Raw genomic sequence first — 26,154 nt, forward strand, 5'->3', positions numbered from 1 at the left:
GTCGCGGAAGCTGCCGGCGGCCGGCGGGTGGTGGCCGGTGACCGATCACCACCCGCCGGCCGGCGCTCACGGCGTGGCGAGCGCCTCGGTCGGCGCGAGTCGCGCCGCGCGGATCGCCGGGTAGAGCCCGGCCAGCGCCCCGATCAGCAGGGTCACGCCCACCCCGCCGCCGAGCACCCAGGGCGGCACCACCGCCGGCCAGGACCGCGAGAACGCGTAGCCGGCCGTGACCGCGCTGCCCAGCAGCACCCCGCCGAACCCGCCGAGGGCGGACAGCAGCAGCGACTCGGCCAGGAACTGGGTGCGGATCTGCCCGCGGGTGGCCCCGAGCGACCGGCGCAGGCCGATCTCCGGACGCCGCTCCAGCACCGAGATGACCATGGTGTTCGCCACCCCGACGCCGCCCACCAGCAGGGCGACCGCGCCGAGGCCGAGCAGCAGCCCGGTGAACGCCTCGTCGGTGGCCTGCTTCGCGGCGAGCGCGTCCGAGGGGCGCGCGACCTTGACCTCGTTCGGCGCCTCCGGGTTCGCCGTGGCGGCGAGCACCGCGCGGACCGCCTCGACCGCGGTCTCCGACGTCCGGGTGTAGACCGTGGTCGGGTGCCCGTCGAAGTCGAGGTACGACCTCGCGGCGTCCCAGCCGACCAGCGCGGACAGGTCCAGCTCGGGCGCAAGCGGCGCGGGCGCGAGGATCCCCACCACGGTGAACCAGCGACCACCGAGCTGGACCCGGACGTCCGGTCCGGCGGCGCCGATGCCGAGCCGCCGGGCCGTGGTGGCGCCGAGCACCACCGCCGGGTAGCGGGCCGTGGCCGCGTTGAGCCACGTGCCGCTGACCACCTCCAGACCGACCGTGTCGCGCAGCTCCAGGCCGGCGGCGCGGGCGGCGATCCCCCCGCTCTCGCCCCGCGAGATCAGGTCCGAGCGGTACACCCGCGCGTCGGACAACAGCCCGGTGGCGGCGACCTCCCGTACCGGCCCGATCCTCCCGATCATCGCCACCGACTCCGCCGGCAGTTGGGCGTCGTCGCCGAAGAGTGTGTTGCCCGGGCCGACGGTGAGCAGGTTGGTGCCGAGCTCGGCCAGCGTGCGGTCAAGCTCCGCCCGGGACGACGCGGAGATCCCGACGACCGAGACCATGGCGGCGATCCCGATCGCGATGCCCAGCGCCGACAGGAAGGCCCGCAGCGGCCGGGTGCGCAGCCCGACGCCCCCGACCCGCAGGACGTCCCGGGGGCGGAGCCGGGCGGGCGCCAGCCTGACCGGCCCGCTCATGCCGGCACCCCCACGGGCCGGTGGTCGGCCACGATCCGGCCGTCGCGCATCTGGACCCGGCGGGGCAGCCCGGCCGCGACCTCCAGGTCGTGGGTGATCACCACGATGGTGGTCCCGGCCGCGTGCAGGTCGCGCAGCAGCGCCAGCACTCCGGCGCCGGACGCCGAGTCCAGGTTGCCGGTCGGTTCGTCCGCCAGCAGCAGCGCGGGCGCTCCCACCACGGCGCGGGCGATCGCCACCCGCTGCCGTTCGCCGCCGGACAGCTCGTGCGGCCGGTGGTCGAGCCGGTGCCCCAGCCCGACCCGGGCCAGCGCGGCCTCCGCGCGCCGCCGCCGCTCCCGCAGGGGTACGCCTGCGTAGAGCAGCCCGTCGGCGACGTTGTCCCGCACCGGCACGTTCGGGGCGAGGTGGAACTGCTGGAAGACGAAGCCGATCCGGGTGGACCGCAGCGCGGAGAGCTGCCGGTCGCCGAGCGCGGCCACGTCGTGCCCGTCGATGCGTATCCGGCCGGTGGACGGGCGATCCAGGGTGCCGATGAGGTGCAGCATCGTGGACTTGCCCGAACCGGAGGGGCCGACGATGGCCACCAGTTCGCCGTACCGGACGGTCATGGAGACCCCGTCGAGGGCCCGCACGCCCGGGTAGACCTTGGTCACGTCGGTCAGCTCGACGACCGTGTCGCCGGTCATGTCGGCATCCCCACGGTCGCACCCTCGGCGAGTCCCGCGCCGGAGACCTCCACCCGGCCGGAGGCGAACAGGCCCGTCTGCACGGCGACGATCCGGGTGGCGTCGCCCTCGACGAGCTGCACGCCGTACCCGCCCTCGGCCAGCGCCAGCAGCGCGCCGACCGGCACGGTCAGCACGTCGCGGCGCTCGGCGGCGGTGAACGCCACCTTGGCCGAGGCCTGGTCGAAGCCGGTCAGGGCCTTCGGGTCGGCCGCCGTCACAGTGACCTCGATCTTCGTCTCCGGGTCGCCCTGGCCGCCCGCCCCGCCCTCGGCGCCGGTGTCGATCACCGTCTCGGTGCCGGCGACCGTGCCGGCGACCTCCTTGCCGTCGGGCAGCGAGACGGTCACCTTGGCGCCCTTCTTCGCCAGCCGCTCGTCGTCGACGTCGAGCGACACGGTCACCACCCGGATGGTGCCGGTCCAGGTCAGCACCGCCTGTCCCGTCTGAGCCGGGTCGCCGGGTTCCGCGTCGTGGCTCTCCACCCGGACCGCGCCGTCGGCGTAGACCACCCGGCCCGGCTCGACCCGGCCGGTCTCGGGCAGGCCGAGGTCCTCCTGCCAGTCCCGCACCGCGTCCGCGGTGGCCGAGGTGTACTCGTCGTCGATGGTGAACCCGGAGTAGCCGAGCGCCGCCAGGTTCCGCTCGAACTGCCGCACGTCGTCGCCGGACGTGCCGGGGCTCAGGGTCCGGTACGCCGGCAGCTTCCCGTACAGCAGCACGACCTCGGCGTCGTCGACCGCGTACAGCGGTTTGCCCCGGGTGACCTGGGCGCCGGTGGCGGCCAGCCAGGTGAGCGTGCCGCCGGTTCGCGGCGCCACGCGGTGGCTGGCGCCGTAGCCGAGTTCCCCGTCGAAGCTCTCCGCGTCGACCAGGGTCTGCCGGGTGACCTGGGCGGTCGCCGGGGGCAGGCCGCCGCCGGCCGCCGTACCCCCGTCGTTCCCACCGGCGGCGGCCGCGGCCGTGACGCCCGCCGCGGCGGCGACCACCACCGCCGAGGCCACCACCAGCGGGGTACGCCCGCGACGGCGGCTGCGCCCGACGCCCGGCGGCGCGGTGGCCGGCGGGGTCGTGGTGGTCGCCTCGGCCGGTGCGGTGGTGCCCGCCGTCATGAGGTCCTCTTCATCAGCAGCGGCGCGCCACCCTCGCGGCACTTCTCCAGCGCGGCGCGGGTGGTCGGGTTCTCCGGGTCGATGCCGGCCCCGCCCTTGAGCTCGATGCTGCCGTCCGGGCCCGGGTCCGGGAAGTCCGGCACCCCGTTCTCCCGCATGCACCGGGCCAGCTGCCGGACCTTCTCCACCTGCTCGGGGTCGAGCTTGAGCGCCTTGCCGCCGCCCGGCATCAGGCTGCGGCACTGTTCCATGGCCGCCTGGACCTTCGCCTTGTCGGTGCCGGCGGGCATCCGGATGCGGAAGCCGCCGCCCTCGCCGGGTTCCGGGTCGGGGAAGTCCGGCACCCCGTTCTCCCGCATGCACTTGGCGAACTCGCGCTGCCGGTCCTCGTCGCTGACCTGGGCGACGCTGGCGCTGGGCGAGGCGGCACCCGCACCGCCGCCGGCCGTGGCCACCCGGTCCCCGTCCGGGTCGGCGCCCGCGCAGCCGCTGACCGTCAAACCCAGGAGCAGGGGCAGGACGAGCAGTGTGCCCGACATTCGTCGGCGCATGGCACAACTCCTTCCTCCCGGCCGACGCCGATCGCCGGCCGATACGGACGAGTCGATCGCAGCGGCGGTATCCCGGGCGTAACCGCCGGCGTTAACGCCGCCGTTATCCACGGGCGCGGCACCATGGGAGACGTGCGAGTACTGGTGGTCGAGGACGAGACGCTGCTGGCCGACTCCATCGCGGAGTGGCTGCGCCGGGAGGCGTTCGCCGTGGACGTGGCGTACGACGGGGATGCGGCGCTGGAACGGCTCGGTGTCACCGACTACGACGTGGTGGTGCTCGACCGGGACCTGCCGGTGGTGCACGGGGACGACGTCTGCCGGGCCGTGGTGGACAGCGGCGCCGAGACCCGGGTGCTGATGCTGACGGCCGCCGCGGCTGTCCGGGAACGGGTGGCGGGGCTGGCGCTCGGCGCCGACGATTACCTGGTCAAACCGTTCGCGCTGGTCGAACTCTCCGCCCGGGTGCACGCGCTGGCCCGGCGCGCCCGGCCGGCGGCACCGCCCAGGCTGAGCAGGGCCGGCCTGGTGGTCGACCCGGCCCGCCGGGAGGTCTACCGCGACGGCCGGTACGTGGCGCTGTCCCGCAAGGAGTTCGCCGTGCTGGCCGAGCTGGTCCGGGCCGGCGGGGCGGTGGTCTCCGCCGAGGAGTTGCTGGACCGGGTCTGGGACGAGCACATCGACCCGTTCACCAACGTGGTGCGGGTGACCGTCATGAAGCTGCGCCGCAAGCTCGGCGACCCGCAGGTGGTCGAGACGGTGCCGGGAGTGGGGTACCAGATCCCATGAAGCGACTGACCATCCGGGCGCGGCTGACCCTGGTGTACGGCGGGCTCCTGCTGCTCGCCGGCGTGGTCCTGCTCGCCGTCACCTACGTGCTCGTGGACCAGCGGATGCGGGAGCCGTTGACCGGCGTGTTCGCCAAGGCCGACATCGTCCAGGCCGCCCCGTTCGGCAAGGTGCCCGCCCCCGGCGCGATGGAGCAGGTGCGCATCCTGGTTCGGGAGGCCCAGGACGAGGCGAAGCGGAACGCGCTGGAGTCGCTGCTGACCCAGGGCGGGGTGGCGCTGCTGCTGATCTCGGTGGTGGCCCTCGGCTTCGGTTGGCTGATCGCCGGGCGGGCGTTGCAGCCGCTGCACCAGATCACCGGCACGGCCCGGCGGATCGCCGCCGCCGACGCGGGCGGGCGGGGGCTGCACGAACGGATCGCCTTGCGGGGGCCGCGCGACGAGGTGAAGGAGCTGGCCGACACCTTCGACCTGATGCTGGAGCGGCTGGACCGGTCCTTCGACGGCCAGCGACGGTTCGTGGCGAATGCGTCCCACGAGCTGCGTACGCCACTGGCGCTCAACCGGTCGCTGCTGGAGGTGGCGATGTCCCGGCCGGGTGCCCCCGCCGAACTGCGCCAGCTCGGGGAGACCCTGATGGCGGTCAACGAGCGGCATGAGCGGCTCATCGACGGGCTGCTCACCCTGGCCGACTCGGAGCAGCGGGTGGTGGACCGGACTCCGGTGGACCTCGCGGAGATCGCGGGCCACCTCCTCGACCAGGTGGCCGGCACGCCGGGGCCGACGGTACGCCGGCGGCTCGCGCCCGCCGCCACGGCCGGTGATCCGGTGCTGCTGGAGCGGCTGACGCAGAACCTGGTGGAGAACGCGGTCCGGCACAACCTGCCGGCCGGCGGCGAGATCGACGTGAGCACCGGCACCGTCGACGGCCGAGCCACCCTGGTGGTGGCCAACACCGGACCGGTGGTGCCCGGCTACGAGATCGAGACGATCTTCCAGCCGTTCCGGCGGCTCCACCATGACCGGGTGGCCGCTCCCCAGCGCAGCGGCGCGCGGGACCGGGCCGGCGCGGGGCGGGGCTTCGGGCTGGGCCTGTCGATCGTGCGGGCGGTGGCCCAGGCGCACGGCGGTGCCGTGCATGCCCATCCCCGCGAGGGCGGCGGACTGGTCGTGACGGTGACCCTGCCAGCCCTGGGCGCGGCCGTCCCCGCCCAACCAGCGCGGACGATGCCCGTCGCGGCCCGCGGCTGACGACCCGGCGAGATCCAGAAGGCCGGGGAGGAGCAGTTGCCGAAGTGCGCGATCCGGCGTACCTGCCGATGGTTCGCCGAGCAGGGCCCGGCGGCCTGCCCGGCCTGCTCGCACGTGGTCACCGACGCGCTTAGGCTCAGTCGCCCGGCGCCGTGTAGTCGGTGGGCGTCCGGGTCGCCTCGTCGACCTCGGCCGGGGTCAGCAGCGGGGTGACCCGGGTCCGCAGCCCGCGAGCCGCGCCGATGCGGATCGCCAGCGCGGCGGCGGTGCGGTGGTCGGGCAGGTCGCACAGCACGTAGGTGTCGTCGTCGGCGAAGGCGAAGTGCATCGACAGCAGGTGCCCGCCGGCCTCCTCGACCAGCTTGCGGACCACCTCGGCCCGTTTGGTCCCGCCGTCACGCGTCAGCCCGTCGATCCCCTCCACCGTGTAGACGGAGCGCAGCAGGAACGCGGGCATCTCAACCAGTGCCCTGCCGCTGCACCCGCTGGGCTCCCTGCACCTTGGCCCGCCCCTGATCCCGCTCGCTGCCCCCGGCGCCGGTGGCCGTGTGCAGCTCATGCCGCTTGCCGGGGCGTTCCATCTGCCCGCCCTGGCGGCCCGGCGCGCCGGTGCCCGACTTTCGCCCCGCCCGCGCCGACTCGCCGCCCGGATCATGCTTGTTCTGCTTGTGGCTACCCATGCGCCGCGGTTACCCGCTGCCTCCACCGCTAGTCATGACCCTCGGCCGCGCATCCCGGGACGGCCAACCCACGCCCGACCACCACGAGCGCCGCCGGCAGCCCGCGGCAGCGCCGCGGCAAGGGCAGCAAACCTCCCGGGTACGCGGGGAAGCGCGCTGCCACCCGCCGGGTCGCCGGTCCCGGGGCGACGCTGGGCAGCGAGCCGACGTGCGGGTTCTCCCCGTTGTCGGACCGGTCGACTACCGTCGGGACGTCATGGAGCCGCGGTTCGGCGAGGCGATCATCGGGCGGGAGCACCCCGCGGCCCTGCTGCGCGCCGAAATCGACCGGGTGACCACCAGCCACGGCGGCCTGGTCCTGGTCACCGGCGAGCCGGGCATCGGCAAGACGACGCTGGTGAGCGCCGCCGCCGACGAGGCCCGGCGGCGCGGGGCGCTGGTGCTGGGCGCCGCCTGCTGGGACTCCGACAGCGCCCCAGGCTACTGGCCGTGGGTGCAGGTGCTGCGCCGCCTGGGCCGCTGGCCCGAGGACTGGGCGCGGGCGCAGGAGGCCGCCGGGCCCGGGCTCGCGGCGTTGCTGGGCGAGCGCACCGGCGCCGACCCGGCCGGTGCCGAGCCGGGCGACGACGGCGGCCGGGCGGAGTTCGCCCTGCACGACGCCGTGACCACCGCGCTCGTGGCCGTCGCGCAGCACCGGCCGGTCGTGGTCGTCCTCGACGACCTGCACTGGGCCGACCCGGCCTCGATGCGGCTGCTGCAGTTCGCCACCCAGCACACCTGGTTCGAACGGCTGCTGCTGGTCGGCACCTACCGGGACGCCGAGGTCGAGTCCGGCGAGCACCGGCTCCGGCCGCTGCTGGCGCCGCTGACCGCCAAGGCCACCACCATCACGCTCACCGGCCTGGCCCGCGACGAGGTGGCCGCGCTGATCCGCCGCACCGCAGGCCGCGAACCGGAAAGCGACCTCGTCGACGAGGTGCACCGGCGCACCGGCGGAAACCCGTTCTTCGTCGAGCAGACCGCCCGGCTCTGGCACACCGACGGGCTGACCACCACCATCGCCCCCGGCGTACGGGAGGCGGTGCGCCGCCGCCTCGACCAGCTGCCCGCCCCGGTGGTCGAGGCGCTTACCGTCGCCGCCGTACTGGGGCGGGACTTCCACCGGCAGGTGCTGGCTGCGTGCGTACCCGGTCCGGTTGCGCAGGTGGACCGGCTGCTCGACCGCGCGGCCACCGCCCGGCTCGTGCTGGCCCGGGGTGGGGGCCGGTTCGCCTTCGCCCACGACCTGGTGCGGGAGACCCTCTACGACGGGTTGACCGACGCCGAGCGGCGCGCCCGGCACTCCACCGTGGTGCGCGCCGTCGAGCGGTCGGCGGCGCTCGCCGAGCGGCTCATCCCGGCCGACCTGGCCCGGCACGCCTGGCTGGCCGGCGGTGAGCTCGACGCGGCGCGCGCCGTCGAGCTGCTGGTCGCCGCCGCTCGGGACGCCGGCGGCCGGCTGGCCGTGGAGGAGTCCGCGCAGCACTTCCGCCGCGCGCTAGAGGTCGCGGAGGAACCGGCCGGCCGGGTCAAGGTGATGCTGGAACTGGCCCAGCTGCTGCAGCACGTCGGCACGCAGGCCGAGGCCGAGCGCCTGCTCGTGGACGCCGCGGCGCTGGCCCGCACGCTCGAGGAGCCCGCCGTGCTGGCCCGCGTGGCGCTCACCGCCCACCGGCAGGAGACCCCGGCCCGCCGCCGCACCGGGTCCGGTGAGCTGGTGCGCGAGGCGTACGGGCGGTTGATCGGTGCGCCCGAGCCGGGCCGGGAGACGAGCGCGCTGGTCACCGATCTGATCACCGCCACCGAGACCCTCGCCCGGCGCGGCCGCGACGACGAGGCGCTCACCTTCAGCCTCTGGGCCCGGCACGACACCACGTGGGGGCTCGGCACCGCCGAGGACCGGGCGGTGATCACCGCCGAGATCCGGGAGGTGGCCCGGCGCACCGGCGACCGGGAGACCGAGCTGTGGGCCACCTCGCTGCGCTGGGTCGCGTTGCTGGAACTCGGCGACCCGCGTTACCACGACGAGCTCACCGCGTTCGTCAGCGGCTGCCGGCAGGGGGAGGTGGCCCGGCGGCGGATGGCGGCGGCCATCGACAGCGGCATCATCGCGGGCTTCCGGGGCGACTTCGCCGCCGCCGAGGCGCACTTCGCCGAGATGGACGGCTACGGGGAGTGGGAGCACTCGGACCACATGTTCATGGGTCCGCACCTGCGCTGGTGCCTGCTGCTGCTCCGAGGTCGCCTCGCCGAGGCGCAGGCCCTGCTCGACGGCCCGGAGGCGGCCGGCCATCCCCAGTTGGAGCTGCTCCGGGCGATCACCGCCGCCGAGCGGGGTGACGCCGGGACGGCCCTGCGGCTCACCGGCGGGATCGAGGCGACCGGTGCCGCGTACCCGCGACCGGTGTCGCCGCTGTGGCTGCGGCTGCGGGCACAGGCGGCGGCCGCCGGCGCCGATCCCCGCCGCTGCGCCGAGGTGCGGGCCGCGCTGGAACCGCACCGGGGCCGGTGGATGGCGGCGTTCTTCGGCTGCGACATCTGCGGCCCGGTCGACCTCTGGCTGGCCGCCGTCGACGCCGCCGAGCAGCGCTGGGACGACGCGGTCGCCGGCTACGAGGCCGCCCGCGACGCCGCCGACCGGATGGGTGCCCGGCCGTGGTCGCTGCTGAGCCGGGCCGGGCTGGTGGCCGCCCTGACCGCCCGCGACCGCCCCGGCGACGCGGCCACGGCCGTCCGGCTGCGCGCCGACGCGGCGGCCGAGGCGCGGGCGCTCGGCATGACCCAGGTCCTGTACCGCCTCGGCGAGGAACCCCTCACGGCCTCCGTCCCCGATGGATTCACGGCACGACCGGCGGATGCGGGTCTCTCCCGCGCGGTGTCGGCACCAGCGGGGATCGGTCACCCCGTGGGGGCGCCGGCCGCCGGGTTGCCGGCGACCGCCGGAGCGGACTACGCCGTCGGGGCGCCGGCACCGACCGGAGCGGGTCAGGCCGGCAGTGTGCCGACACCCGCGACCGATCTCGCGCTTGCGGCGCCGACGACCGCCGGAGCCGATCACGTCGATGTGGTGCAGGCGACCGCCGGAGCCGACCAGGCCGAGGCGCTGCTGGCACCGGCCGGAGCGGCCCGCGCGGCAGGTTCCGGCGTCGGGAGCGGTGGCCGGGCGGGTGAGAGCAGACCCGTCGAGCCGGAGTTCCGGCGGGACGGGGCGGTGTGGCGGCTCGCCTACGCCGGGGTCGTCACGCACCTGCCCGACGCCAAAGGCCTGCACGACCTGCGCCTGCTGCTGGGCCGGCCCGGCGTCGACGTGCCCGCGGTCGAGCTGCTCGACCCGGCCGCCGGGCCGGAGCTGGTCGCCGCCCGCCGGCTCGGCGGGGATCCCGTCCTCGACGACGAGGCGAAGGCCCGCTACCGGCAGCACCTGCGGCGGCTCGACGACGAGATCGACCGCGCCGCCGTCCGCGACGACGGTGCGCGGCTGGCCGCCCTCGACGCCGAACGCGCCGCGCTGCTGGACCAGTTGCGGGCCGCCGCCGGGCTGGCCGGGCGCAGCCGCCGCCTCGGCGACCAGGCCGAGCGGGCCCGCAAGGCGGTCACCGCCCGGATCCGGGACACCCTGCGCCGGATCGACGAGCGGCACCCGGCGCTGGGGGCGCACCTGCGCGAGTCGGTCACCACCGGCAGCACCTGCCGCTACCTGCCCGAGGAGCCGGTCCCGTGGTGCCTCTCCGAGCCTGGTGAGGCGGCGGGCCGCTGAGCCCACGGCCCGGATCGACAATGATCATCCACCGGACCGGCCGGCCGCCGCGACCGCGGGCTACGGGCAATATGCTCCGGCGATGTTCCGCAATCTCTTCAGCAGAGGTCAGCGGCCGGTGGATCCGGCCGTCGACCTGGACCGAGCCCTCGACGACCTGGAGCTGCGTGCCGCGCGGGACAAGGCGTCCGCCGACTGGCGGGCCGCTCGCGACGTGATCGAGGCCGCCGGTGCTGACTGGGAGCGCCGGGCCCGCCGGGTTTCCGTCCTCAGCGATGCCGCCGCCGACGACACGTGGCTGGACGCCTGGCTGGTGGCCGCTCCCGACGACCCGAGCGCCGCCGTCCTCCTCGCGGCCACGCTCGCGGAACGGGCGGGCCGCGCGCGGGGTTCGGCCCCGGCCAGCCGGACGACCCGGGAGCAGTTCCAGGGGTTCGCCGAGCTGTCGTCCCAGGCCGCGGTCGCCGCGCGCCGGGCCATCGCCCTCGCGCCCCACGATCCCGTGCCGTGGATCGACGTGCTGTGGGCGATGTTCCCCGACGGCGGCTCGCGGCAGGCGGAGTTCCATGAGGCGTTCACCGAGGCGCGGCGCCGTGACCCGTTCAACTTCGGGGTCCACCTGGCGGCGGTGAGCTTCCTCTGCGAGAAGTGGTACGGCTCGCACGAGGAGATGTTCGGCCTGGCCCGCGCGGCCGCGGCCGCGGCGCCGCCCGGGACGGCGGCCACCCTGCTTCCCCTCTTCGCGCACTTCGAGTACGCGATGCGCGAGTTCAACTGGGGCACCCCCACCCCGGAGGGGGTGCTGTCGTGCCGCCGTTACTTCCAGCGCCCCGAGGTGCGGCAGGAGTACGACGCGTGCGCGGCGAAGTGGCGGGCGGCCGGCCCGCCCCGGCACGGCGACGCGATGGTGTGCCGCAACTGGCTCGCCCTCGCCTACTCGCTGTCGGATCGGCGGGACGAGGCGAAGGCCATGTTCGACGAGATCGGCCCCTACGCCACGAGCCCGGTGTGGGCGTACTTCTTCGGCGGGGTCAAGCACGGCTTCGTGCACAACTGGCGGTGGGCGAACGGCGTCCGGTAGGGGCGGGACGACGACGGGGGTGCCGCAGCGGCGGCACCCCGTCGTCCGGCCGGATCAGCGGCGGTTGTAGCGGTTCATGGTCAGCGTGCCGAAGACGACCACGAAGCCGGCGCTCCACAGCAGCAGCCACATGGTGTTCGTGGCGTCCGTCGAGCCGGCCATGGCGGCGCGTACGGCCGCGACCAGGTGGGTGATCGGGTTGGCCTTCACGAATGCCTGGAGCCAGCCCGGCATGGTGGCCGGGTCGACGAAGACGTTGCTCAGGAAGGTCAGCGGGAACAGCACCATCATGCTGACGCCCATCACCGACTTCTCGCTGCGCAGCACGAGGCCGAAGAACGTCCACACCCAGGAGAACGCGAACGAGAAGACCACGAGCAGGCCGATGCCGGCGAGCACGCCGACCGGTCCGCCGGCGGGCCGGAACCCGAGCACCAGCCCCACGCCGAGGATGACCACGGCGGCGAGCACGTAGCGGAGCACGTCGCCGAAGATCATGCCGACCAGGGCGGCCGGCCGCCACACCGGCAGCGTGCGGATCCGGTCGAAGACGCCCTTCTCGATGTCGTTGTTCAGCCCGACACCGGTGTACATGGTGATCATCACGACGCTGGTCACCATGATGCCGGGCAGGAAGAACTGCAGGTAGTCGCGGGGGCTGTCGGCGAGTGCGCCGCCGAACAGGTACGTGAACATCAGCACCATGATGATCGGGAACGCGGTCACGTCGAACAGCTGCTCCGGCACGTGCTTGATCTTCAGCAGCGCCCGCCAACCGAACGTCAGCGACGCGGACAGCGCCCCCGGCCTCGGTGGCCGCTCGCCCGGGGCGAGGACCGTCGCCAGCGCCTCGGCGGACGGCACGTAGACGGACGGCGGCCGCCCGGTCGTGGTCGCGGTGTCGCTCATCGGGCCGCCTCCAGTTCGTCGTCCCGCTCGTCGGCCCCGGCGGCGGGGTGGTCGGTGAGGGCCAGGAACACCTCGTCCAGGCTCGGCTGGCCGAGGGAGAAGTCGTCCACCACGATGCCGGCCCGGGCCAGCTCGCCCAGGGCGCGGGCGGCCTGCTCGCCGGCCTCCAGGTCGGTGCCGTCCTCGCCGACCCGCGCGGTGAGCGCCACCGGGTCGGCCTCCAGCTGCACCGGCACGCCCAGCGCGGTCCGTAGCACCTGCTCGGCCCGGTCACGTTCGCCCGCGTCGCGCAGTCGCACGTGGACGGTGCCGGAGCCGATCGACGACTTCAGCTCGCCCGGGGTGCCCTCCGCGATCACCCGGCCGTGGTCGACCACCGCGATCCGGCCGGCGAGCTGGTCGGCCTCGTCCAGGTACTGCGTGGTCAGCAGGACCGTCGTGCCGTGCGCGACGACCGCCCGGATGATCTCCCACACCTGGTTGCGGCTGCGCGGGTCCAGCCCCGTCGTCGGCTCGTCCAGGAAGAGCAGGTCCGGGGTGTTGAGGATGCTCGCCGCGATGTCGATGCGCCGCCGCATGCCGCCCGAGTACTTCTTCACCTGCCGCCCGGCCGCCTCGGTCAGCCCGAACGCGGCGAGCAGCTGCTCGGCCCGCTGCCGGGCCGCCGGCCGGCCCAGGCCGAGCAGCCGGGCCAGCAGGACCAGATTCTCCGCCCCGGTCAGGTCCTCGTCGAGCGAGGCGTACTGGCCGGTGAGGCTGACCCGGGCGCGGACGGCGTCCGCCTCGGCGACCACGTCGTGGCCGAAGACGCGGGCCCGCCCGCCGTCCGGGCGCAGCAGCGTGGCCAGCACCCGCACCGCGGTGGTCTTGCCGGCGCCGTTCGGCCCGAGCAGGCCGTAGACGGTGCCGGCGGGGACCTGGAGATCCAGGCCGTCGAGCGCGCGGGTCGAGCCGAACGACCGGACCAGGCCGTCGGCCTCGACGGCCAGGCCGGTGTTCCGGTTACTCATGATCACTACCTCTCTTCATCGGTGTCCTCAGGAGACGTACGGACGCGCCGCGCGGCCCTCGCGCAGCGCCAGGCCCCACCAGCAGAGCTCGTCGAGGAGCACCCGGGCGTCCTGCCGGAGCTGCTCCTCGATCCGCCCCGTCGGCTCGCCGTCGAGCAGGTCGACGCCGACGGTGTCGCGCACGGTCGTGGCGTGCAGGGCGGTGAACACGGTGCGCAGCTGGTCGACCGCGTGCAGGCCGACCGACCGGCAGCCGTACGACACGAAACCGACCGGCTTGGCCTGCCACTCGTCGTAGGCGTAGTCGATCGCCTGTTTCAACGACGCCGGGAAGCTGTGGTTGTACTCCGGGGTGACCACCACGAACGCCTCCGCGCGGCTCACCTCCCCGGCGAACGACCGCATCGCCGCCGTGGGCTCGGCCGGCAGGATGGCCGGGAAGTCGTACCCGGCCAGGTCGAGCACGGTCACCGCCAGCCCGTCCCGGCGGCGTGCCTGCGCGACGAACCAGCGACCGATCCGGTCGCCGATCCGTCCCTCCCGGGTGCTGCCGATGATCACGGCGAGCCGCAACGGCGTCATGCTCCCCTCCCGCTGGTGTCGGGCCTCATCCCGCAGGCGCCAGACGGCGACCGGCGGCCCGCCAGATCGGATCTGGCGGGCCGGTGTCGGGGGTGGCTGCTTCAATCGGCGCCGGACGAGAGGGGACGGCATGACCGAGGTACGCCTCGCGCGGTGGAGCGCCGACGACCTGGCGCTGCTGCGGCAGCTCAACGCGCCGGAGGTGCGGGCGCACACCGGCGGCCCGGAGACCGACGAGCAGGTGCTCGCCCGGCACGAGCGCTACCTGCGGGGCGAAGGTCCGCGCAGCGGGCACATGTTCACCGTCGCGCTGCCCGCCGGCACGAAGGTGGGCAGCGTCGGCTACTGGGAGCGGGAGTGGCGCGGCGAGCCGGTCTACGAGATGGGCTGGGCGGTGCTGCCGGCGTACCAGGGGCGGGGGCTGGCGAGCGCGGCGGTGCGCGCGCTGATCGCGGAGGCCGCGGCGCACGGCGGCCGGCGGTTCGCGCACGCCTACCCGGCGGTGGACCACCCGGCGTCGAACGCGGTGTGCCGCAAGGCCGGGTTCACGTTGCTCGGCGAGACGGAGTTCGAATACCCGCCGGGGCACCTCATGCGCTCCAACGACTGGCGCATCGACCTGCGGCCTCGCTGATCCGGCCGGCGCAGTTCCCCGTACTTCCGGACGGCCGGGTTGTGCGCCCGGTCGCTGCGGCCTGTCCGGGTGTCCATCGACGGGCACGAAAACGGAGGAACCCAATGATGTCCGCGATAACGATAGCGTAACGGGATGTTCACTTTGGACGCTCAGGATATCGATGGCCGGTAATTGCCGGTCGGCATGTGACGTGCGGTTTCGGTCCTTACGCCGAACCTGTCACGCCGGTCTGCGCGCCCCGGCCGCCGCTCGACAGGTCATTCACCCTGTAGCAGGGTGTATTCCTCTGAGTGCGCTTTGCAGTCGGCGGCGAAGGGGCGTTGTCCATGGAGCGCGAACGTGACAGTCGCACATTGATGTGGAACGTCGTCATCGGTCTCGTGGCAGTCCTGCTGACAATTCTCGCGGGAGCGACCGGCTGGCTCCGCTACCGCTTCGACGGGCAGCGCGGCTGGCTGCACGACCACCCCGACCTGCTGGAGGCCGGCGCCCGCGTGCTGCTGGTCCTCATGTCGGCCGCCCTCGCATTGTGGATCTTCGCCCGGCTGCGCGAGCGCCTGGGTCACGACCAGCCGATGCCCGAGTCCTCGACGCCGCCGGACGTGGCCTGGCTGCAGGGCCTCCAGGAGTCGGCGACCGAGCGGCTCGACGCGCAGGACCGGGAGGCCATCGCGCTCTTCATCGAGTTGATCGTCGACCCGGCCCGCTGCCGGTCCCGGCTCACCGAGGTCATCGACCTCGACGACCGGGCGGTGAACCAGCAGGTCACCATCTCGTTCTCGCTGCCCAGCACGGAGGACGACGGCAAGGCCCTGTACGTGCCGGTGCTGCAGCCGATGAAGGGGGAGCTGGTGGACAACTTCCACCTCCGCTCCGCCGCGGGCGACTCGCTGACCACCATGTCCTACGAGGAGTCGCTGCGGCTGGCGTCGGCCGGCCTGCGCCTGCTGCTCGCGCAGATCTTCACCGGTCCGGGAGCCGCGTCCGAGCCGAGGAACCTCGACGAGACGGTGCGCGGCGCCGAGCTGGCCCTGCTGCACCTGATCGCCGTCCGTCGACCGGTCAGCGTCGACCTGACCGAGCGCCGGATGGCCGTGATCCTCGAAAAGATCAAGTTCCCCGACGACCAGAGCCGGGAACGGGTTCGCAAGTACGTGGGCGCGCTCAGCTCGTCCTATCCCATCATCGCCGTCGTGCCGGCCGCCGAGGCGGTCAGCCGCCGGCTGCTCATCAAGTACCAGCGGACCTTCATCCCCTCCTCCTTCAGCAGGGGCTGGAAGGGCCTGCTCCGGCTCGGTCTCGGCCTCAACCCCGACCAGGTGGCGATCCCGATGGAGCTCGCACTCACGGCCGACAGCTACCACCTGCGGGTTAACGCCCCGTCCAACAAATACGTCCTGACGCAGTACCTGCAGTGCCGGCACTGCCGCCTGTTGCTCACCCGGCACTGGCGCGGCCGGAACCAGGAGAACGGCAGCGATTGCCGGCACGAGATCGACCCGGCGCTGGCCGACGGGCAGGTGCCGTTCCAGCTCGATCACCATTTCCGGGTCCGCCGCCGGAGGGGCCAGAACTTCGTCCACGTGTACATGCGCGGGTATGCCCGGCAGTCCCCGAAGATGCGCGGCCTGCAGTTGCTCGCGGGATTCAAGGAAGTGCCGCCCGGTGCCCGGGGGAAGGCCTCGATAACCGCGCTCGCCACGACCCTGCTCGTCGCGGTCGCCGGAAATCTGATCACCGGATCGCACGGCGCGCAGGCCGGCGGCCTGCCCGCGTTGATGCTCGCCCTGCCGGCGGTCGCGGCGTCCTGGTTCGGCATGTCGTCCGACAAGGAAGCTCTGGTAGGTGGATCCCTGCTGGCCCGGCTCTCCCTTATCGTCAGCGGCGTGGTGTCCGTCCTGGGCGTGATTCTCTACCTCACCGCACCGGCCTCCCCGCAGGCCGGGAGTATCGCCCGTCCCCTCACCTTCGTTGGAATCACCGATTGGCGCTGGATCGCCCTCTGCGTCATTTCCGCAGTGAACCTGATCTACGTCTCGTACCGGTTCAGCCTGAAGCTGGCGCACTACAACGACCTGATCAAGCGGAACGACCTGGGCGCGGGGGAGCTTGCGTACCAATGACGACCGAAGGAGTTCTGGTGCCGGCAGAGAAGCCCCAGCCCCCGGAAGAGCAGCCCGAGGACCGGTACGTGGTGGACGACGCGTTGTGGGTGGTGCCGTCGGGCAGCTACGTCGATTCCGGGCCGCCCCTGGAGGGCAGCCTCTTCGACGATCCGCAACGGCTGAACCGGGCCTGGCACCTCACGATGGAGACCCTGCGCTCCGAGGCTCGGGAGTCCGAGGAGAAGAAGCAGCAGATCGAGGAGCAGGCGCGTACGTTCATCGACGAGGCGGAACGGGCCGCGGCCCCGGACGGCCAGGCGGAGAAGCCTGCGGACGGCCGGCAGCCCGAGACCCGGGGCGAGTCGGTGGCCGGGCTGATCGCGCGGCTCGAACGGCTGGTCAGGGCGACCAGGAAACCGGCCGTGCGGCACTCCGCCTGACCAGCCGCCGACGCCTAGGTCCTCCCCGCCGCCACCGGCTCCGGAGCCGCCGCAGCCGCCCTCTCTCCACCCGGCCCCACCAGCACCGCGCCGGAACCGGCAGGCGGAACACCACCCGCCACCGGCCGGCGCCGCCCACCGGTCAGCAGCCGCATCATCGGCAGCTCCACCACATGGTGCAGCACCATCGCCGCGACCAGTGCGAAGCAGAACGTGGCCAGGACCAACACTCCTGCGGCCACCGACGGGCGATGAGGGTGATCGTCGCCGAACGTGTGCCGCACCGCGTACAGGCAGATCTCGTGGACCATGTAGAACGCGAACGACACCTCACCCAGATACACCAGGCGCCGCGCCCGCCAGATCGACCGTGACCGCCGTACGTCGGCCAGTGCGCACGCCGGCAGCAGAAGCGAGTAGCCCAGCACCGTGCACGCGGCGTCGCGCGCCAACCCGTACTCCTCCGGCAGGAACGCCGCCGCGGCCATCCCGGCGAGAATCACCACGATGCTGACCGTCATGCCCGGACCGCGCCACCAGCCGCCCCGCACCAGCAGCGCGAGGCACATGCCGAGCAGGAACTCGACCATCCGGACCGGCGGCAGGTGGTAGACGATGAAGTGCTCCGACCAGCCGAACGGCTCGTGGAACAGCTTGATGCCGAACGGCAGGACCGCGATGAAGAGGACCGACGCCACCGAAATGACCCACCAGGCGGCCGGCCGCAGCCGCCGCAGCCCGGCGTACAGGAGCGGGAAGCACAGGTAGAAGAACGCCTCGCAGCTCAGCGACCACGACGGGCCGTTGAACGAGTACCACACGTCGCTCTGCCCGGGCGGCCAGGAGTGCAGCAGCGTCAGGTTGTAGAACATCCGCTCGAAGTCGATGACCTCCATGCCCCGCCACGACAGCAGGAGGCAGGCAACCAGGAACGTCGCGAAGTGGTTCGGGTAGATCTTGGAGAAGCGGCGCCACCAGAATCGGCTGGCGGTGTCCGTCGGTCGCACGGACCAGGCCAGCACGAAGCCCGACAGGATGAAGAAGAACGACACCCCGGACCGGCCCGCGGCCAGGAGCGAGTTCAACGCGTCCTGGGCGCGGCTGTCGGCGATGAAGAAGTTGCTCTCGCTCTGGATGTGCAGGCAGAAGATCATCAGTGCTGCGATCCACCGAAGCCCGGTCAGGGAGTCCAGGCGGGCCGCCGCAGTCGGGGTGCTGCGGCTCGTAGCGGTGGCGCTCGTCATCATCGTCCTTCGCGGCGGCGGGCAGGCAGGGGCCGGCATCACGACGCCGACGGGGGAAGATGCGCATCATAACCACGCCTCATTCGGCCCCGGGGGGAGGCCGTTGACGGCTGGCCCTCACCCTCACCCTCGCCGGCGGCCGGACCGTCTCCGTCCGCCGGTCCGCCTCGACCGGGCCGGGACCAGCACCGGCACCGTGCGCCGCGCCACCGTCAGCGGGCCGCGTCCAGGCGGGCCCGCTGCTCGGGCGTCAGCTCCAGCTCGACCGCCGCGAGGCTCTCGTCCAGCTGCGCCACGGACGAGAAGCCGACCAGCGGGATCGCCGGCACGTCCCCGCCCAGCAACCACGCCAGGACGACCTGGTTGACCGTCGCCCCGGTCTCGTCGGCCACCGCGCGCAGCGCGCCCAGCCGGGCCGGGGTGCTCGGCAAGTCGTTCTCCTCGCCGAGGCGTTCTGGCTTCGCGTAGGCGCCCCTGAGCAGCGGCGAGTACGCCACCAGGGTCAGCCGCGGCTCGGCCCGCAGGTAGCTCGCCAGGTCGGGGCCGACCCAGCCGACGTCGCCGTCCGGGTCCAGGTCGCTCGGCAGGTCCGGCCGCCGCGCCAGGTAGCTGCGGTGGTACTGGAGCACCTCGTACCCGGGCAGGCCGGCCGACGCGGCCAGCGCCCGGGCCCGCTCGACCCGCCAGGCGCGGTGGTTGCTCGCGCCCAGCAGGCCGACCGTGCCCTCGGCGACCAGGTCGGCGAAGCCCTGGACCGTCTCCTCCAGCGGCACGGTCCGGTCCTCGATGTGGGCGTAGAGCAGGTCGAGCTTGTCCACGCCGAGCCGTTCCCGGCTGCGCTCGGCCGACTCGCGGATCACCTTGGCGGACAGGCCCTCGGCGTTGTCGACGTAGCTGGTGCCGGGGGCCAGGGGGCGGGCGCCCAGCTTCGTGGCGATGACCACCTCGCCGCCGACGCCGCGGCTGCGCCGCCAGCGGCCGAGCAGCTCCTCGCTCTCCCCGCCCTGGCCCCCGTTCTGCCAGAACGCGTAGTTGTCCGAGGTGTCGATGAAGGTGCCGCCGGCCTCGACGTACCGGTCGAGGATGGCGTACGAGGTGGCCTCGTCGGTGGCGGTGCCGAAGAGCATCGCGCCGAGGCTGAGCACGCTGACCTCGCGGCGGGTGGCCGGGTCGGCGCCGATGGTGCGGTATCGCATGGATTCCTCCCCGTCAGAACGTGCCACCACCCTCCACCTTCGAGTGCGCGCGAAGTCAAACCGCTACCAGGGCAGCACGCCGTAGCCGCCGCCCGCGTCCATCTGGTAGCCCCAGAGCAGGCCGCTCGGCCCGTCCGCCGGCAGGGTCGCCAGGTGCACGCTGACCTCCGCGCCCTCCTCCGGGGTGCGGAACCCGCTGTGGTGGTTCAGGTCGGTGGCGCAGTAGCCGGGGTTCGCGGCGTTCACCTTGATCGGGGTGTCCCGCAGTTCCTTGGCGTACATGGCGGTGACCATGTTCAGCGCCGTCTTCGAGGACGGGTAGGGGACCGAGGTCAGCGCGAACAGGGCGCCCTCCGGGTCGGTCATCACGCCGATCGAGCCGACCTCGCTGGAGACGTTCACGATCCGGGCGGCCGGCGCCCGCCGCAGCAGCGGCAGCAGCGCGTTGGTCACCGCGACCACGCCGAACACGTTCGTCTCGTACACCTCGCGCAGCGAGTCGAGGGTGGTCTCGCTGGGCAGCCCGGCGCCGTCGGCCCGGATGATGCCCGCGTTGTTGACCAGCACGTCCAGGTGGCCGTACTCCCGCTCGACCAGCCCGGCCGCGGCGGCGACCGACGCCGCGTCGGTGACCTCCAGCGGCACGAAGCGCGCGTCGGTCCCCTCGGCGCGCAGTTTGTCCGCCGCCTCCCGGCCGCGCGCGGCGTCGCGCGCGCCGACCAGCACGGTCATCCCGCGCGCGCCGAGCTGCCGGGCGGTGGCCAGGCCGATTCCCTTGTTGGCCCCGGTGATCAGGGCGGTCGTCGTCGTCATGCCGTCGAGGCTGCCGCCGGGTGCGGGCGGGCGGGAGAGGCCCGCCGAGGCTGGTACCGGCGGTACCACCTCCGGCGGCCGGCGATGCGGCAGGCTTGGGGTGTGAGTACCCTGCGCCGCGACGAGCTGGCGAACTTCCTGCGCACCCGCCGCGCCCGGTTGCGCCCCGCCGAGGTCGGCCTCCCCGAGGGGGTACGCCGCCGCACGCCGGGCCTGCGCCGCCAGGAGGTCGCCCAGCTCGCCGGGATGTCCATCGACTACTACATCCGGCTGGAGCAGGGGCGCGGCCCGCACCCGTCGCGGCAGGTGCTCGCCGCGCTGGCCCGGGCGCTGCTGCTGAGCCGCGACGAGCGGGCGTACCTGTTCCGGGTCGCCGGGGAGGCCCCGCCGGACGCGACCGGGCCCGGCCGGGAGGTGTCGCCGGGCATGCGGCACCTGCTCGACGCCATGGCGGAGACACCCGCGTACCTGGTCGACGCCGCGTACGAGATCCTGGCCTGGAACCGGCTGGCCGCCTGGTTCGTCGGCGACCTGTCGGCGGTCCCGCCCGGCGAGCGCAGCATGGTGCGCTGGATGTTCGGCGCGACGGTGCCCGAGTCGCACTGGGCCGACCCGGAGGTGCTGCGCTTCGCCCGGACCACCGTGGCCGACCTGCGGGCCGCGTACGGGCGCTACCCGGCCGACCCGGCGCTGTCCGCGCTGGTCACCGAGCTGCTCGGGTTGTCCCCGCGGTTCGCCGCGCTCTGGGCGGAACACGAGGTGGGGGAGCGGCGCCCGACCGTCAAGCGGGTCGCCCACCCGGAGCTGGGCCCGCTGGAGTTCGAGTGCCGGGTGCTGCACGTGCCGGAGACCGACCAGCGGTTGATCGTCTACGTCGCCGCGCCGGGGTCGCCGACGCAGGCCGCGTTCCGCCGGATCGGGGAGCGGGTCGGTTCCTGAGCCCGCGATCGGGGGCCGGCGGTCCGGCCTCCCGGTCGCGACGGCGGCTCAGTCGGGCACGTAGTCGAAGGTGTCCGGGTTCGGGCCCTGCCGGCCGGCCTCGCCCTTGTCCAGGCCGTTGAGGCGGTCCATGGACGCGTCGTCCAGCGCGAAGTCGAAGATCTGGAAGTTCTCCTCGATCCGGCTCGGCGTGGTCGACTTCGGGAAGACGATGTCGCCGCGCTGGACGTGCCAGCGCAGCACCACCTGGGCCGGGGTCCGCCCGACCTCCTCGGCGATGTCGACGACGGTCGGGTCGTCCAGCACCTTGCCCTGGGCGATCGGCGACCACGCCTCGGTGAGGATGTTGTGCGCCTTGCCGTAGGCGCGCACCTCCTCGTTGGCGAAGTACGGGTGCACCTCGATCTGGTTCACCGCCGGCGTGACCTCCGCCTCGGCGGCCAGCCGCTCCAGGTGGGCCACCTGGAAGTTGGAGACGCCGATCGACCTGACCCGGCCGTCGCGCTGCAACTCCTCCAGCACCCGCCAGGTCGAGACGAAGTCGCCGTCGTACAGGGTCGGCAGCGGCCAGTGGATGAGGAACAGATCGAGGTAGTCGAACTTCAGCTCCGCGAGGGTCGAGTCGAACGCCTTGCGGGCGTCGTCCGGGCGGTGGAAGCCGTTGTTCAGCTTGCTGGTGACGAAGACCTCGCTCCGGTCCAGCCCGGAGGTGCGCACCGCCTGACCGACCTCGGCCTCGTTGCCGTACATCTCGGCGGTGTCGATGTGCCGGTAGCCGATCTCGAGCGCCCTGCTGACGGCCTGCGCGGTGTCCTTCGGCTCGATCTGGAAGACCCCGAAGCCGAGCTGGGGGATGGTGTTGCCGTCGTTGAGTGAGATGTCGGGAACGCTGTTCGGGGCCATGGAAGCCTCATCTCCGATCGTCCGGGGTGCCCGGGAACGCTTCCACGCGCGGTGCCGGGCCTGCCACCCGGGGTTTCTACCCGCTCGACCCGGCTCGTCACGGCCGCCACCGGGGTGATCTGCGCCGCCATCGGGCCCGCTCAGCTCCCCGGCGGCTGCTGGCCGGCCTCGAAGAGCACCGGCCAGGGCCGGGCGGCCGCCGCGAGCGCCGCGGTCGCGGGCGGCGGCTCCGCGACGGCCAGCACCTCGGCCGCGAGCTGCCCGAACATCGGGGCCGCCGGGTGCCCGGCTCGGGCCGGCCAGGCCGCCGAGGTCCGCTTGACCAGCGGCGCGCCGGCGAGCGGCCGCCAGGCGACCCGCGGCTCGCGGCGGGCCACCGCCTCCGGCTCCAGGGCGACCGCGCCGCCGGCCAGCAGCAGCCCGAACAGGAACTCCGGGTTGCGGGCGGGCCGGACCCGCGCCGGCACGAAGCCGTGCCGGCGGCAGACCGCCAGCAGGTGCCCGTGCCAGCCGGGCGCGGTGGCCGGGGGCGCGGTGATCAGATCCAGGCCGGCGAGGTCGGCCAGCGCCACCTCGCGGGCCCGGGCCGCCGGGGCGGCCCGGGGCAGCAGCACGCCGACCGGCGTGTCCACGGCCGGGCCGAAGCGCAGCCCGGCCTCCTCCACCGGGTGGTGCAGCAGGCCCACGTCGAGCCGCCCCTCGGCCAGCATCCGCCGTTGCTCCGCGCTGGTCAGCTCGTGCAGGTCCAGGTCGAGCCCGGGCGCCCGGGCCGCGAGCCCGTCGAGCAGCGCGCGCAGCGTCGCGGCCGGGGTCTCCGGGGGTACGCCGGCGCGCAGCACGCCGAGCGCGCCCCGGCGCACCTGGTCGACCAGGTTGCGCAGCCGGCGCTCCCCGGCGAGCAGCTCGTCGGCCTCGCCCAGCAGGAGTTGGCCGGCCGTGGTGAGCCGGACCTGGCGCTGCGACCGGTCGAAGAGGCTGGCGCCCAGCTCGCGTTCCAGCCGCTGGATCGACTGGCTGAGCGGCGGCTGCGCCATGCCGAGCGCCTCGGCGGCCCGCCCGAAGTGCAGCTCCCGGGCCACCACCACGAAGTGCCGCAGGTGTCGCAGCAGGTCCACGACGGGCACCCTACGCCCGCCCCGGCCGCCGCTGGTTAGCGTGTCGGGGTGAGCGCGGAGCGGATCGGGGAGATCTTCGAGCGGGCCGGCATCAGCGGCTGCCTGCACGTCGAGGACGTCGACGCGCCGGGACGGGCGGTGGCGCTGCGGGCCGACGAGCAGGTGGTGATCGCCTCCGTGTTCAAGATCCTGCTGGCGCTGGAGTTCGCCCGGCAGGTCGTCGCCGGTCAGCTCGACCCGGTCGAGCGGGTGCTGGTCGGCGCCGGCGACCGGCTCGGTGGCTGGGGCGTCGCCGGCTGCGCCGACGACGTCGAGGTGTCCCTGCGGGACCTGGCCTACTTCGCCATGTCGGTGAGCGACAACACGGCCGCCGACCTGCTGCTGCGCCGGGTCGGCCCGGACGTGCTGCCGATGCTCGCCGCCGAGCTGGACCTGCCGCGTACCCGGATCGTCGGCGGTCCCCGGCAGCTGGTCGAGACGATGCTCGCCGACGTGGGCGCCCGCACCGAGGCCGACTTCGCGCGGATCTTCCCCACCCTGCCGCCGGAGCGGGTCCGGGCCATGCGGGTGTTCGACCCGGCGCACACCACCTCCAGCACGGCCCGGGAGATGACCCGGCTGCTCGGCCTGATCTGGCGGGACGAGGCGGGACCGCCGACCGCGTGCGCCATGGTGCGCGAGCTGATGGCCCGGCAGCTGTTCTGGACCCGGCTGGCCTCCGGCTTCCCGCCGGGCGTCCGGGTCGCCGGGAAGACCGGCACCCTGCCCGGCCTGCACCTGGAGGCCGGGGTCGTCGAGTACCCCGACGGCGGCCGGTACGCGGTCGCCGTGTTCGCCCGCACCGAGCGGCTCAGCACCCGCCGGATCGACGTGGACCTGGCCATGGGCGAGGCGGCCCGGGCCGCCGTCGAGGCGCTGCGCGCCGGCTGATTTCCCGGCCGCCCCGCTCGATGGGCAGGGCGGTGACCTGCGGTGATATCCGGACGCGTATCGGCCGTGCCGCCGGACGATCTTGGACATGGGCGGGCGGCCGGTGGTGGGGTGGGTCCACCGATCAACCGGTCCCGCACGGGGAGGACACTCCATGCTCGACAAACGGTCCTACGACCGCCGCCGTTTCCTGCGCGATGCCGCCGTCGGCACCGCCGCCGTGTCGACGGCCGGCCTGGTCGCCGGCGCGCCCGCCGCGCCGGCGCGGGCCGCCGCGGCTCCCGTCCCGGCCGGGGCCCGCCGCGGCGGCGCCGTCAGCTTCCGCTGGTGGGGCACGTCCGGCTGGCGGATCGACATCGGCGACCGCACGGTGCTGGTCGACCCGTACCTGAGCCGCTTCGACACCGGACTGTTCCGGGGCGCGTTCGACGAGAACACCCCGCTGGAGGTGCGGCCCACCGTGATCGACCCGCTGGTGGAGCGGGCCGAGAACATCCTGGTCACGCACACCCACTGGGACCACTTCGCCGACGTGCCGTACCTCGCCGGGCGGACCGGCGCCCGGGTTGTCGGCACCCTGACCGCCTACCACCTCGGGCTGGCCCACGGGCTGCCGTCCGGGCAGCTCGCTCCGGTCAAGGGCGGCGAGGTGCTCGACTTCGGCGCGTACACGGTCGAGGTGGTCAGCTCGCTGCACAGCCGCAACGGCGCCTGGTCGATGGCCTTCCCGGGGGTGCGGGTCAGCCGGCCGCCGAAGCCCGAGAAGATCTCCGACCTGCCCGAGGGCGACACCCTGGCGTACCAGATCCGGGTCGACGGCGGGCCGTCGGTGTTCTTCATGGGGGCGAGCGACTTCGCCGAGCGCAACCTGGTCGGGCTGGCCCCCGACGTGGCCATGGTGGCCTCCGCCGCGACCACCGCCACGGCCGACTACGTGCCCCGGCTCATGGCCGCGCTCGACCACCCGAAGGTGGTGGTGCCGGTGCACTGGGACAACTTCGAGACCCCGCTGACGAACCCGCCGACGGTGGCGCCGACCGACCGGCAGCGCCTCGACGACCTGATCGCCGCCGTGCGGAAGGCTTCGCCGCGCAGCCGCGTGCTGGTGCCGGAGTACCACACGGCGTACCACTTCTGAGCGTGCTGGTGGAGGGGCCGGGTCACGGGGGCCGGTCCCTCCGCTCAGCCGGCGGCCAGGTCCCGCAGGGCCAGCACCGACTTCCAGTTCCGGGTGGTCGCCACCACGCCCAGCTTCTTCTCCAGGTGGGCGTTGGTGAACTTCGTCCGCCCGTAGCCGCCGTCGGGGAAGTGCAGGTGGACCTCGCGACCGTCGACCGCGAACTCCAGGTTCTCGCCGGCCGGCGCGGCCAGGTCCCGGACCCGGGCTCTGCTCGGCGCGGCGGCGAGGAAGGCCACCAGCACCCGGGTCGGGTCGTCCTGCTTCCCGGCGTACGGGCTGGCCGCCACGACGGCCGCGAGCTCGTCGCCGCTGCGTACCAGCACCGGCACGCGCAGGTCCAGCTCGTCGGCGAGCTTGCGCGCGATGCCGTCGGCCAGGATGTCGTCCTTCGTGGGCGGACTGCTGAAGACCACGTTGCCGCTCTGCAGGTAGGTCTTGACGTCCCCGTGCCCGAGGTCGCTCACGAGGCGGCGCAGGTCGGCCATGGCGAGCCGCGTGGTGCCGACGTTGACGCCCCGCAGCAGGGCGGCGTAGCGGGTCATGGGGCCTCCTCGCGCCGGCGTCACTCGCCCACCCAGCCTAGAACGGGCGGCCGTCCGGGGCCCGAACGGTGGTCGGCCCGGGCCCGGTCGGGACGAGGTGGACGGCCGGGCGGACGCCGGCCCCTCGGCCGATCCGCCGAACCGGATCGGCCGCCCGCCGACCGGGGTCGCACGTGCGGTCAGGTGACTCACGTTCGTGACGAATTTGTGACCTGCGGCCGCCTCCCCCGGCACCGTCGCAAGTGGTTGCCTGAAGACAAAATTCCCCTGGTCAGCTGCCACCTCGGTGGCACGCAACGGGGGCATCTGCACACCCGACGGCGGTGGCCGGAGCTGATCACCGCCTC

At 74.0% G+C, this 26,154-nt stretch carries 25 protein-coding genes; 10 read left to right on the forward strand and 15 right to left on the reverse strand.

The window, feature by feature from the left end:
- Window positions 1-66: 66 nt before the first annotated feature.
- The 4 genes from GCE86_RS31100 to GCE86_RS31115 are packed head-to-tail and all read right to left on the reverse strand — an operon-like array spanning window position 67 to window position 3,666.
- A complete protein-coding gene (locus tag GCE86_RS31100) occupies window positions 67-1,275 on the reverse strand; it encodes an ABC transporter permease (RefSeq protein ID WP_154230217.1) in 1,209 nt (402 codons plus the stop codon).
- A complete protein-coding gene (locus GCE86_RS31105) occupies window positions 1,272-1,964 on the reverse strand; it encodes an ABC transporter ATP-binding protein (protein WP_154230218.1) in 693 nt (230 codons plus the stop codon). Before GCE86_RS31105 ends, GCE86_RS31100 begins: the two co-directional genes overlap by 4 nt.
- The gene (locus GCE86_RS31110; RefSeq protein WP_154230219.1) at window positions 1,961-3,115 is read right to left on the reverse strand and encodes a peptidoglycan-binding protein; all 1,155 of its coding nucleotides are present in this window, start codon (window positions 3,113-3,115) and stop codon (window positions 1,961-1,963) included. Before GCE86_RS31110 ends, GCE86_RS31105 begins: the two co-directional genes overlap by 4 nt.
- Complete coding sequence (locus GCE86_RS31115) at window positions 3,112-3,666, reverse strand: hypothetical protein (protein WP_154230220.1); 555 nt, start codon at window positions 3,664-3,666, stop codon at window positions 3,112-3,114. The genes GCE86_RS31110 and GCE86_RS31115 overlap by 4 nt, the downstream gene beginning before the upstream one ends.
- A gap of 132 nt (window positions 3,667-3,798) precedes the next feature.
- Between GCE86_RS31115 and GCE86_RS31120 the strand changes: the two genes are divergently transcribed.
- On the forward strand, window positions 3,799-4,455 hold the full coding sequence (locus GCE86_RS31120; RefSeq protein ID WP_208818053.1) for a response regulator transcription factor: 657 nt from the start codon (window positions 3,799-3,801) through the stop codon (window positions 4,453-4,455).
- A complete protein-coding gene (locus tag GCE86_RS31125; RefSeq protein ID WP_154230222.1) occupies window positions 4,452-5,705 on the forward strand; it encodes a sensor histidine kinase in 1,254 nt (417 codons plus the stop codon). Before GCE86_RS31120 ends, GCE86_RS31125 begins: the two co-directional genes overlap by 4 nt.
- Before the next feature lie 136 nt (window positions 5,706-5,841).
- Here GCE86_RS31125 and GCE86_RS31130 read toward each other — a convergent pair whose 3' ends face one another.
- Both GCE86_RS31130 and GCE86_RS31135 read right to left on the reverse strand, forming a co-directional pair.
- Complete coding sequence (locus tag GCE86_RS31130; protein WP_154230223.1) at window positions 5,842-6,162, reverse strand: GYD domain-containing protein; 321 nt, start codon at window positions 6,160-6,162, stop codon at window positions 5,842-5,844.
- A gap of 1 nt (window position 6,163) precedes the next feature.
- Window positions 6,164-6,385 (reverse strand): hypothetical protein, encoded by a 222-nt coding sequence (locus GCE86_RS31135; RefSeq protein ID WP_154230224.1) that lies wholly within the window; start codon window positions 6,383-6,385, stop codon window positions 6,164-6,166.
- Between the two features lie 256 nt (window positions 6,386-6,641).
- On the opposite strand from GCE86_RS31135, the gene GCE86_RS31140 reads away from it, so the two are divergent.
- Both GCE86_RS31140 and GCE86_RS31145 read left to right on the forward strand, forming a co-directional pair.
- The gene (locus GCE86_RS31140; RefSeq protein WP_154230225.1) at window positions 6,642-10,181 is read left to right on the forward strand and encodes an AAA family ATPase; all 3,540 of its coding nucleotides are present in this window, start codon (window positions 6,642-6,644) and stop codon (window positions 10,179-10,181) included.
- Window positions 10,182-10,263: 82 nt separating this feature from the next.
- Window positions 10,264-11,262 carry a DUF4034 domain-containing protein gene (locus tag GCE86_RS31145; RefSeq protein ID WP_154230226.1) on the forward strand — a complete coding sequence of 333 codons (999 nt, stop codon included), beginning with the start codon at window positions 10,264-10,266 and terminating at the stop codon, window positions 11,260-11,262.
- 54 nt (window positions 11,263-11,316) lie between these two features.
- Here GCE86_RS31145 and GCE86_RS31150 read toward each other — a convergent pair whose 3' ends face one another.
- Genes GCE86_RS31150 through GCE86_RS31160 form a run of 3 tightly spaced genes read right to left on the reverse strand, consistent with a single transcriptional unit; the run spans window position 11,317 to window position 13,763 of the window.
- Window positions 11,317-12,171, reverse strand: a complete 855-nt coding sequence (locus tag GCE86_RS31150; RefSeq protein ID WP_154230227.1) for an ABC transporter permease — start codon at window positions 12,169-12,171, stop codon at window positions 11,317-11,319.
- Window positions 12,168-13,181 carry an ATP-binding cassette domain-containing protein gene (locus tag GCE86_RS31155; protein ID WP_154230228.1) on the reverse strand — a complete coding sequence of 338 codons (1,014 nt, stop codon included), beginning with the start codon at window positions 13,179-13,181 and terminating at the stop codon, window positions 12,168-12,170. The genes GCE86_RS31150 and GCE86_RS31155 overlap by 4 nt, the downstream gene beginning before the upstream one ends.
- A 27-nt stretch (window positions 13,182-13,208) precedes the next feature.
- Window positions 13,209-13,763 carry an NADPH-dependent FMN reductase gene (locus GCE86_RS31160; protein ID WP_154230229.1) on the reverse strand — a complete coding sequence of 185 codons (555 nt, stop codon included), beginning with the start codon at window positions 13,761-13,763 and terminating at the stop codon, window positions 13,209-13,211.
- A 130-nt stretch (window positions 13,764-13,893) separates the two neighbouring features.
- On the opposite strand from GCE86_RS31160, the gene GCE86_RS31165 reads away from it, so the two are divergent.
- The 3 genes from GCE86_RS31165 to GCE86_RS31175 all read left to right on the forward strand — a co-directional run bounded on the left by GCE86_RS31165 (window position 13,894) and on the right by GCE86_RS31175 (window position 16,945).
- Window positions 13,894-14,397, forward strand: a complete 504-nt coding sequence (locus tag GCE86_RS31165) for a GNAT family N-acetyltransferase (RefSeq protein ID WP_154230230.1) — start codon at window positions 13,894-13,896, stop codon at window positions 14,395-14,397.
- Between the two features lie 383 nt (window positions 14,398-14,780).
- A complete protein-coding gene (locus GCE86_RS31170; protein ID WP_154230231.1) occupies window positions 14,781-16,523 on the forward strand; it encodes a hypothetical protein in 1,743 nt (580 codons plus the stop codon).
- 17 nt (window positions 16,524-16,540) lie between these two features.
- Window positions 16,541-16,945 carry a hypothetical protein gene (locus GCE86_RS31175; protein WP_154230232.1) on the forward strand — a complete coding sequence of 135 codons (405 nt, stop codon included), beginning with the start codon at window positions 16,541-16,543 and terminating at the stop codon, window positions 16,943-16,945.
- Between the two features lie 14 nt (window positions 16,946-16,959).
- On the opposite strand, the gene GCE86_RS31180 is transcribed toward GCE86_RS31175, so the two are convergent.
- The 3 genes from GCE86_RS31180 to GCE86_RS31190 all read right to left on the reverse strand — a co-directional run bounded on the left by GCE86_RS31180 (window position 16,960) and on the right by GCE86_RS31190 (window position 20,198).
- Entirely contained in the window at window positions 16,960-18,099 is a 1,140-nt protein-coding gene (locus tag GCE86_RS31180; protein WP_167537084.1) for an acyltransferase family protein, read from the reverse strand.
- Window positions 18,100-18,401: 302 nt separating this feature from the next.
- Window positions 18,402-19,385: an aldo/keto reductase gene (locus GCE86_RS31185; RefSeq protein WP_154230234.1), complete on the reverse strand. Its 984-nt coding sequence runs from the start codon at window positions 19,383-19,385 to the stop codon at window positions 18,402-18,404.
- Window positions 19,386-19,448: 63 nt separating this feature from the next.
- Window positions 19,449-20,198, reverse strand: a complete 750-nt coding sequence (locus tag GCE86_RS31190; RefSeq protein WP_154230235.1) for an SDR family oxidoreductase — start codon at window positions 20,196-20,198, stop codon at window positions 19,449-19,451.
- A gap of 102 nt (window positions 20,199-20,300) precedes the next feature.
- On the opposite strand from GCE86_RS31190, the gene GCE86_RS31195 reads away from it, so the two are divergent.
- Window positions 20,301-21,137, forward strand: coding sequence for a helix-turn-helix transcriptional regulator (locus GCE86_RS31195; RefSeq protein ID WP_244317121.1), 837 nt, complete (start codon window positions 20,301-20,303; stop codon window positions 21,135-21,137).
- A gap of 48 nt (window positions 21,138-21,185) precedes the next feature.
- Here GCE86_RS31195 and GCE86_RS31200 read toward each other — a convergent pair whose 3' ends face one another.
- Window positions 21,186-22,040: an aldo/keto reductase gene (locus GCE86_RS31200; RefSeq protein ID WP_154230237.1), complete on the reverse strand. Its 855-nt coding sequence runs from the start codon at window positions 22,038-22,040 to the stop codon at window positions 21,186-21,188.
- A 140-nt stretch (window positions 22,041-22,180) separates the two neighbouring features.
- Window positions 22,181-23,155 (reverse strand): LysR family transcriptional regulator, encoded by a 975-nt coding sequence (locus GCE86_RS31205; RefSeq protein WP_154230238.1) that lies wholly within the window; start codon window positions 23,153-23,155, stop codon window positions 22,181-22,183.
- Window positions 23,156-23,203: 48 nt separating this feature from the next.
- On the opposite strand from GCE86_RS31205, the gene GCE86_RS31210 reads away from it, so the two are divergent.
- Together GCE86_RS31210 and GCE86_RS31215 are read left to right on the forward strand one after the other, a co-directional pair.
- Window positions 23,204-24,085 carry a serine hydrolase gene (locus GCE86_RS31210; protein WP_154230239.1) on the forward strand — a complete coding sequence of 294 codons (882 nt, stop codon included), beginning with the start codon at window positions 23,204-23,206 and terminating at the stop codon, window positions 24,083-24,085.
- Between the two features lie 154 nt (window positions 24,086-24,239).
- Window positions 24,240-25,223: an MBL fold metallo-hydrolase gene (locus GCE86_RS31215; protein WP_154230240.1), complete on the forward strand. Its 984-nt coding sequence runs from the start codon at window positions 24,240-24,242 to the stop codon at window positions 25,221-25,223.
- Between the two features lie 44 nt (window positions 25,224-25,267).
- On the opposite strand, the gene GCE86_RS31220 is transcribed toward GCE86_RS31215, so the two are convergent.
- A complete protein-coding gene (locus tag GCE86_RS31220) occupies window positions 25,268-25,807 on the reverse strand; it encodes a DUF1697 domain-containing protein (RefSeq protein WP_154230241.1) in 540 nt (179 codons plus the stop codon).
- Window positions 25,808-26,154 lie beyond the last annotated feature (347 nt).

The sequence above is a fragment of the Micromonospora terminaliae genome (assembly GCF_009671205.1).
In the GTDB taxonomy this organism is placed as follows: Bacteria; Actinomycetota; Actinomycetes; order Mycobacteriales; family Micromonosporaceae; genus Micromonospora; species Micromonospora terminaliae.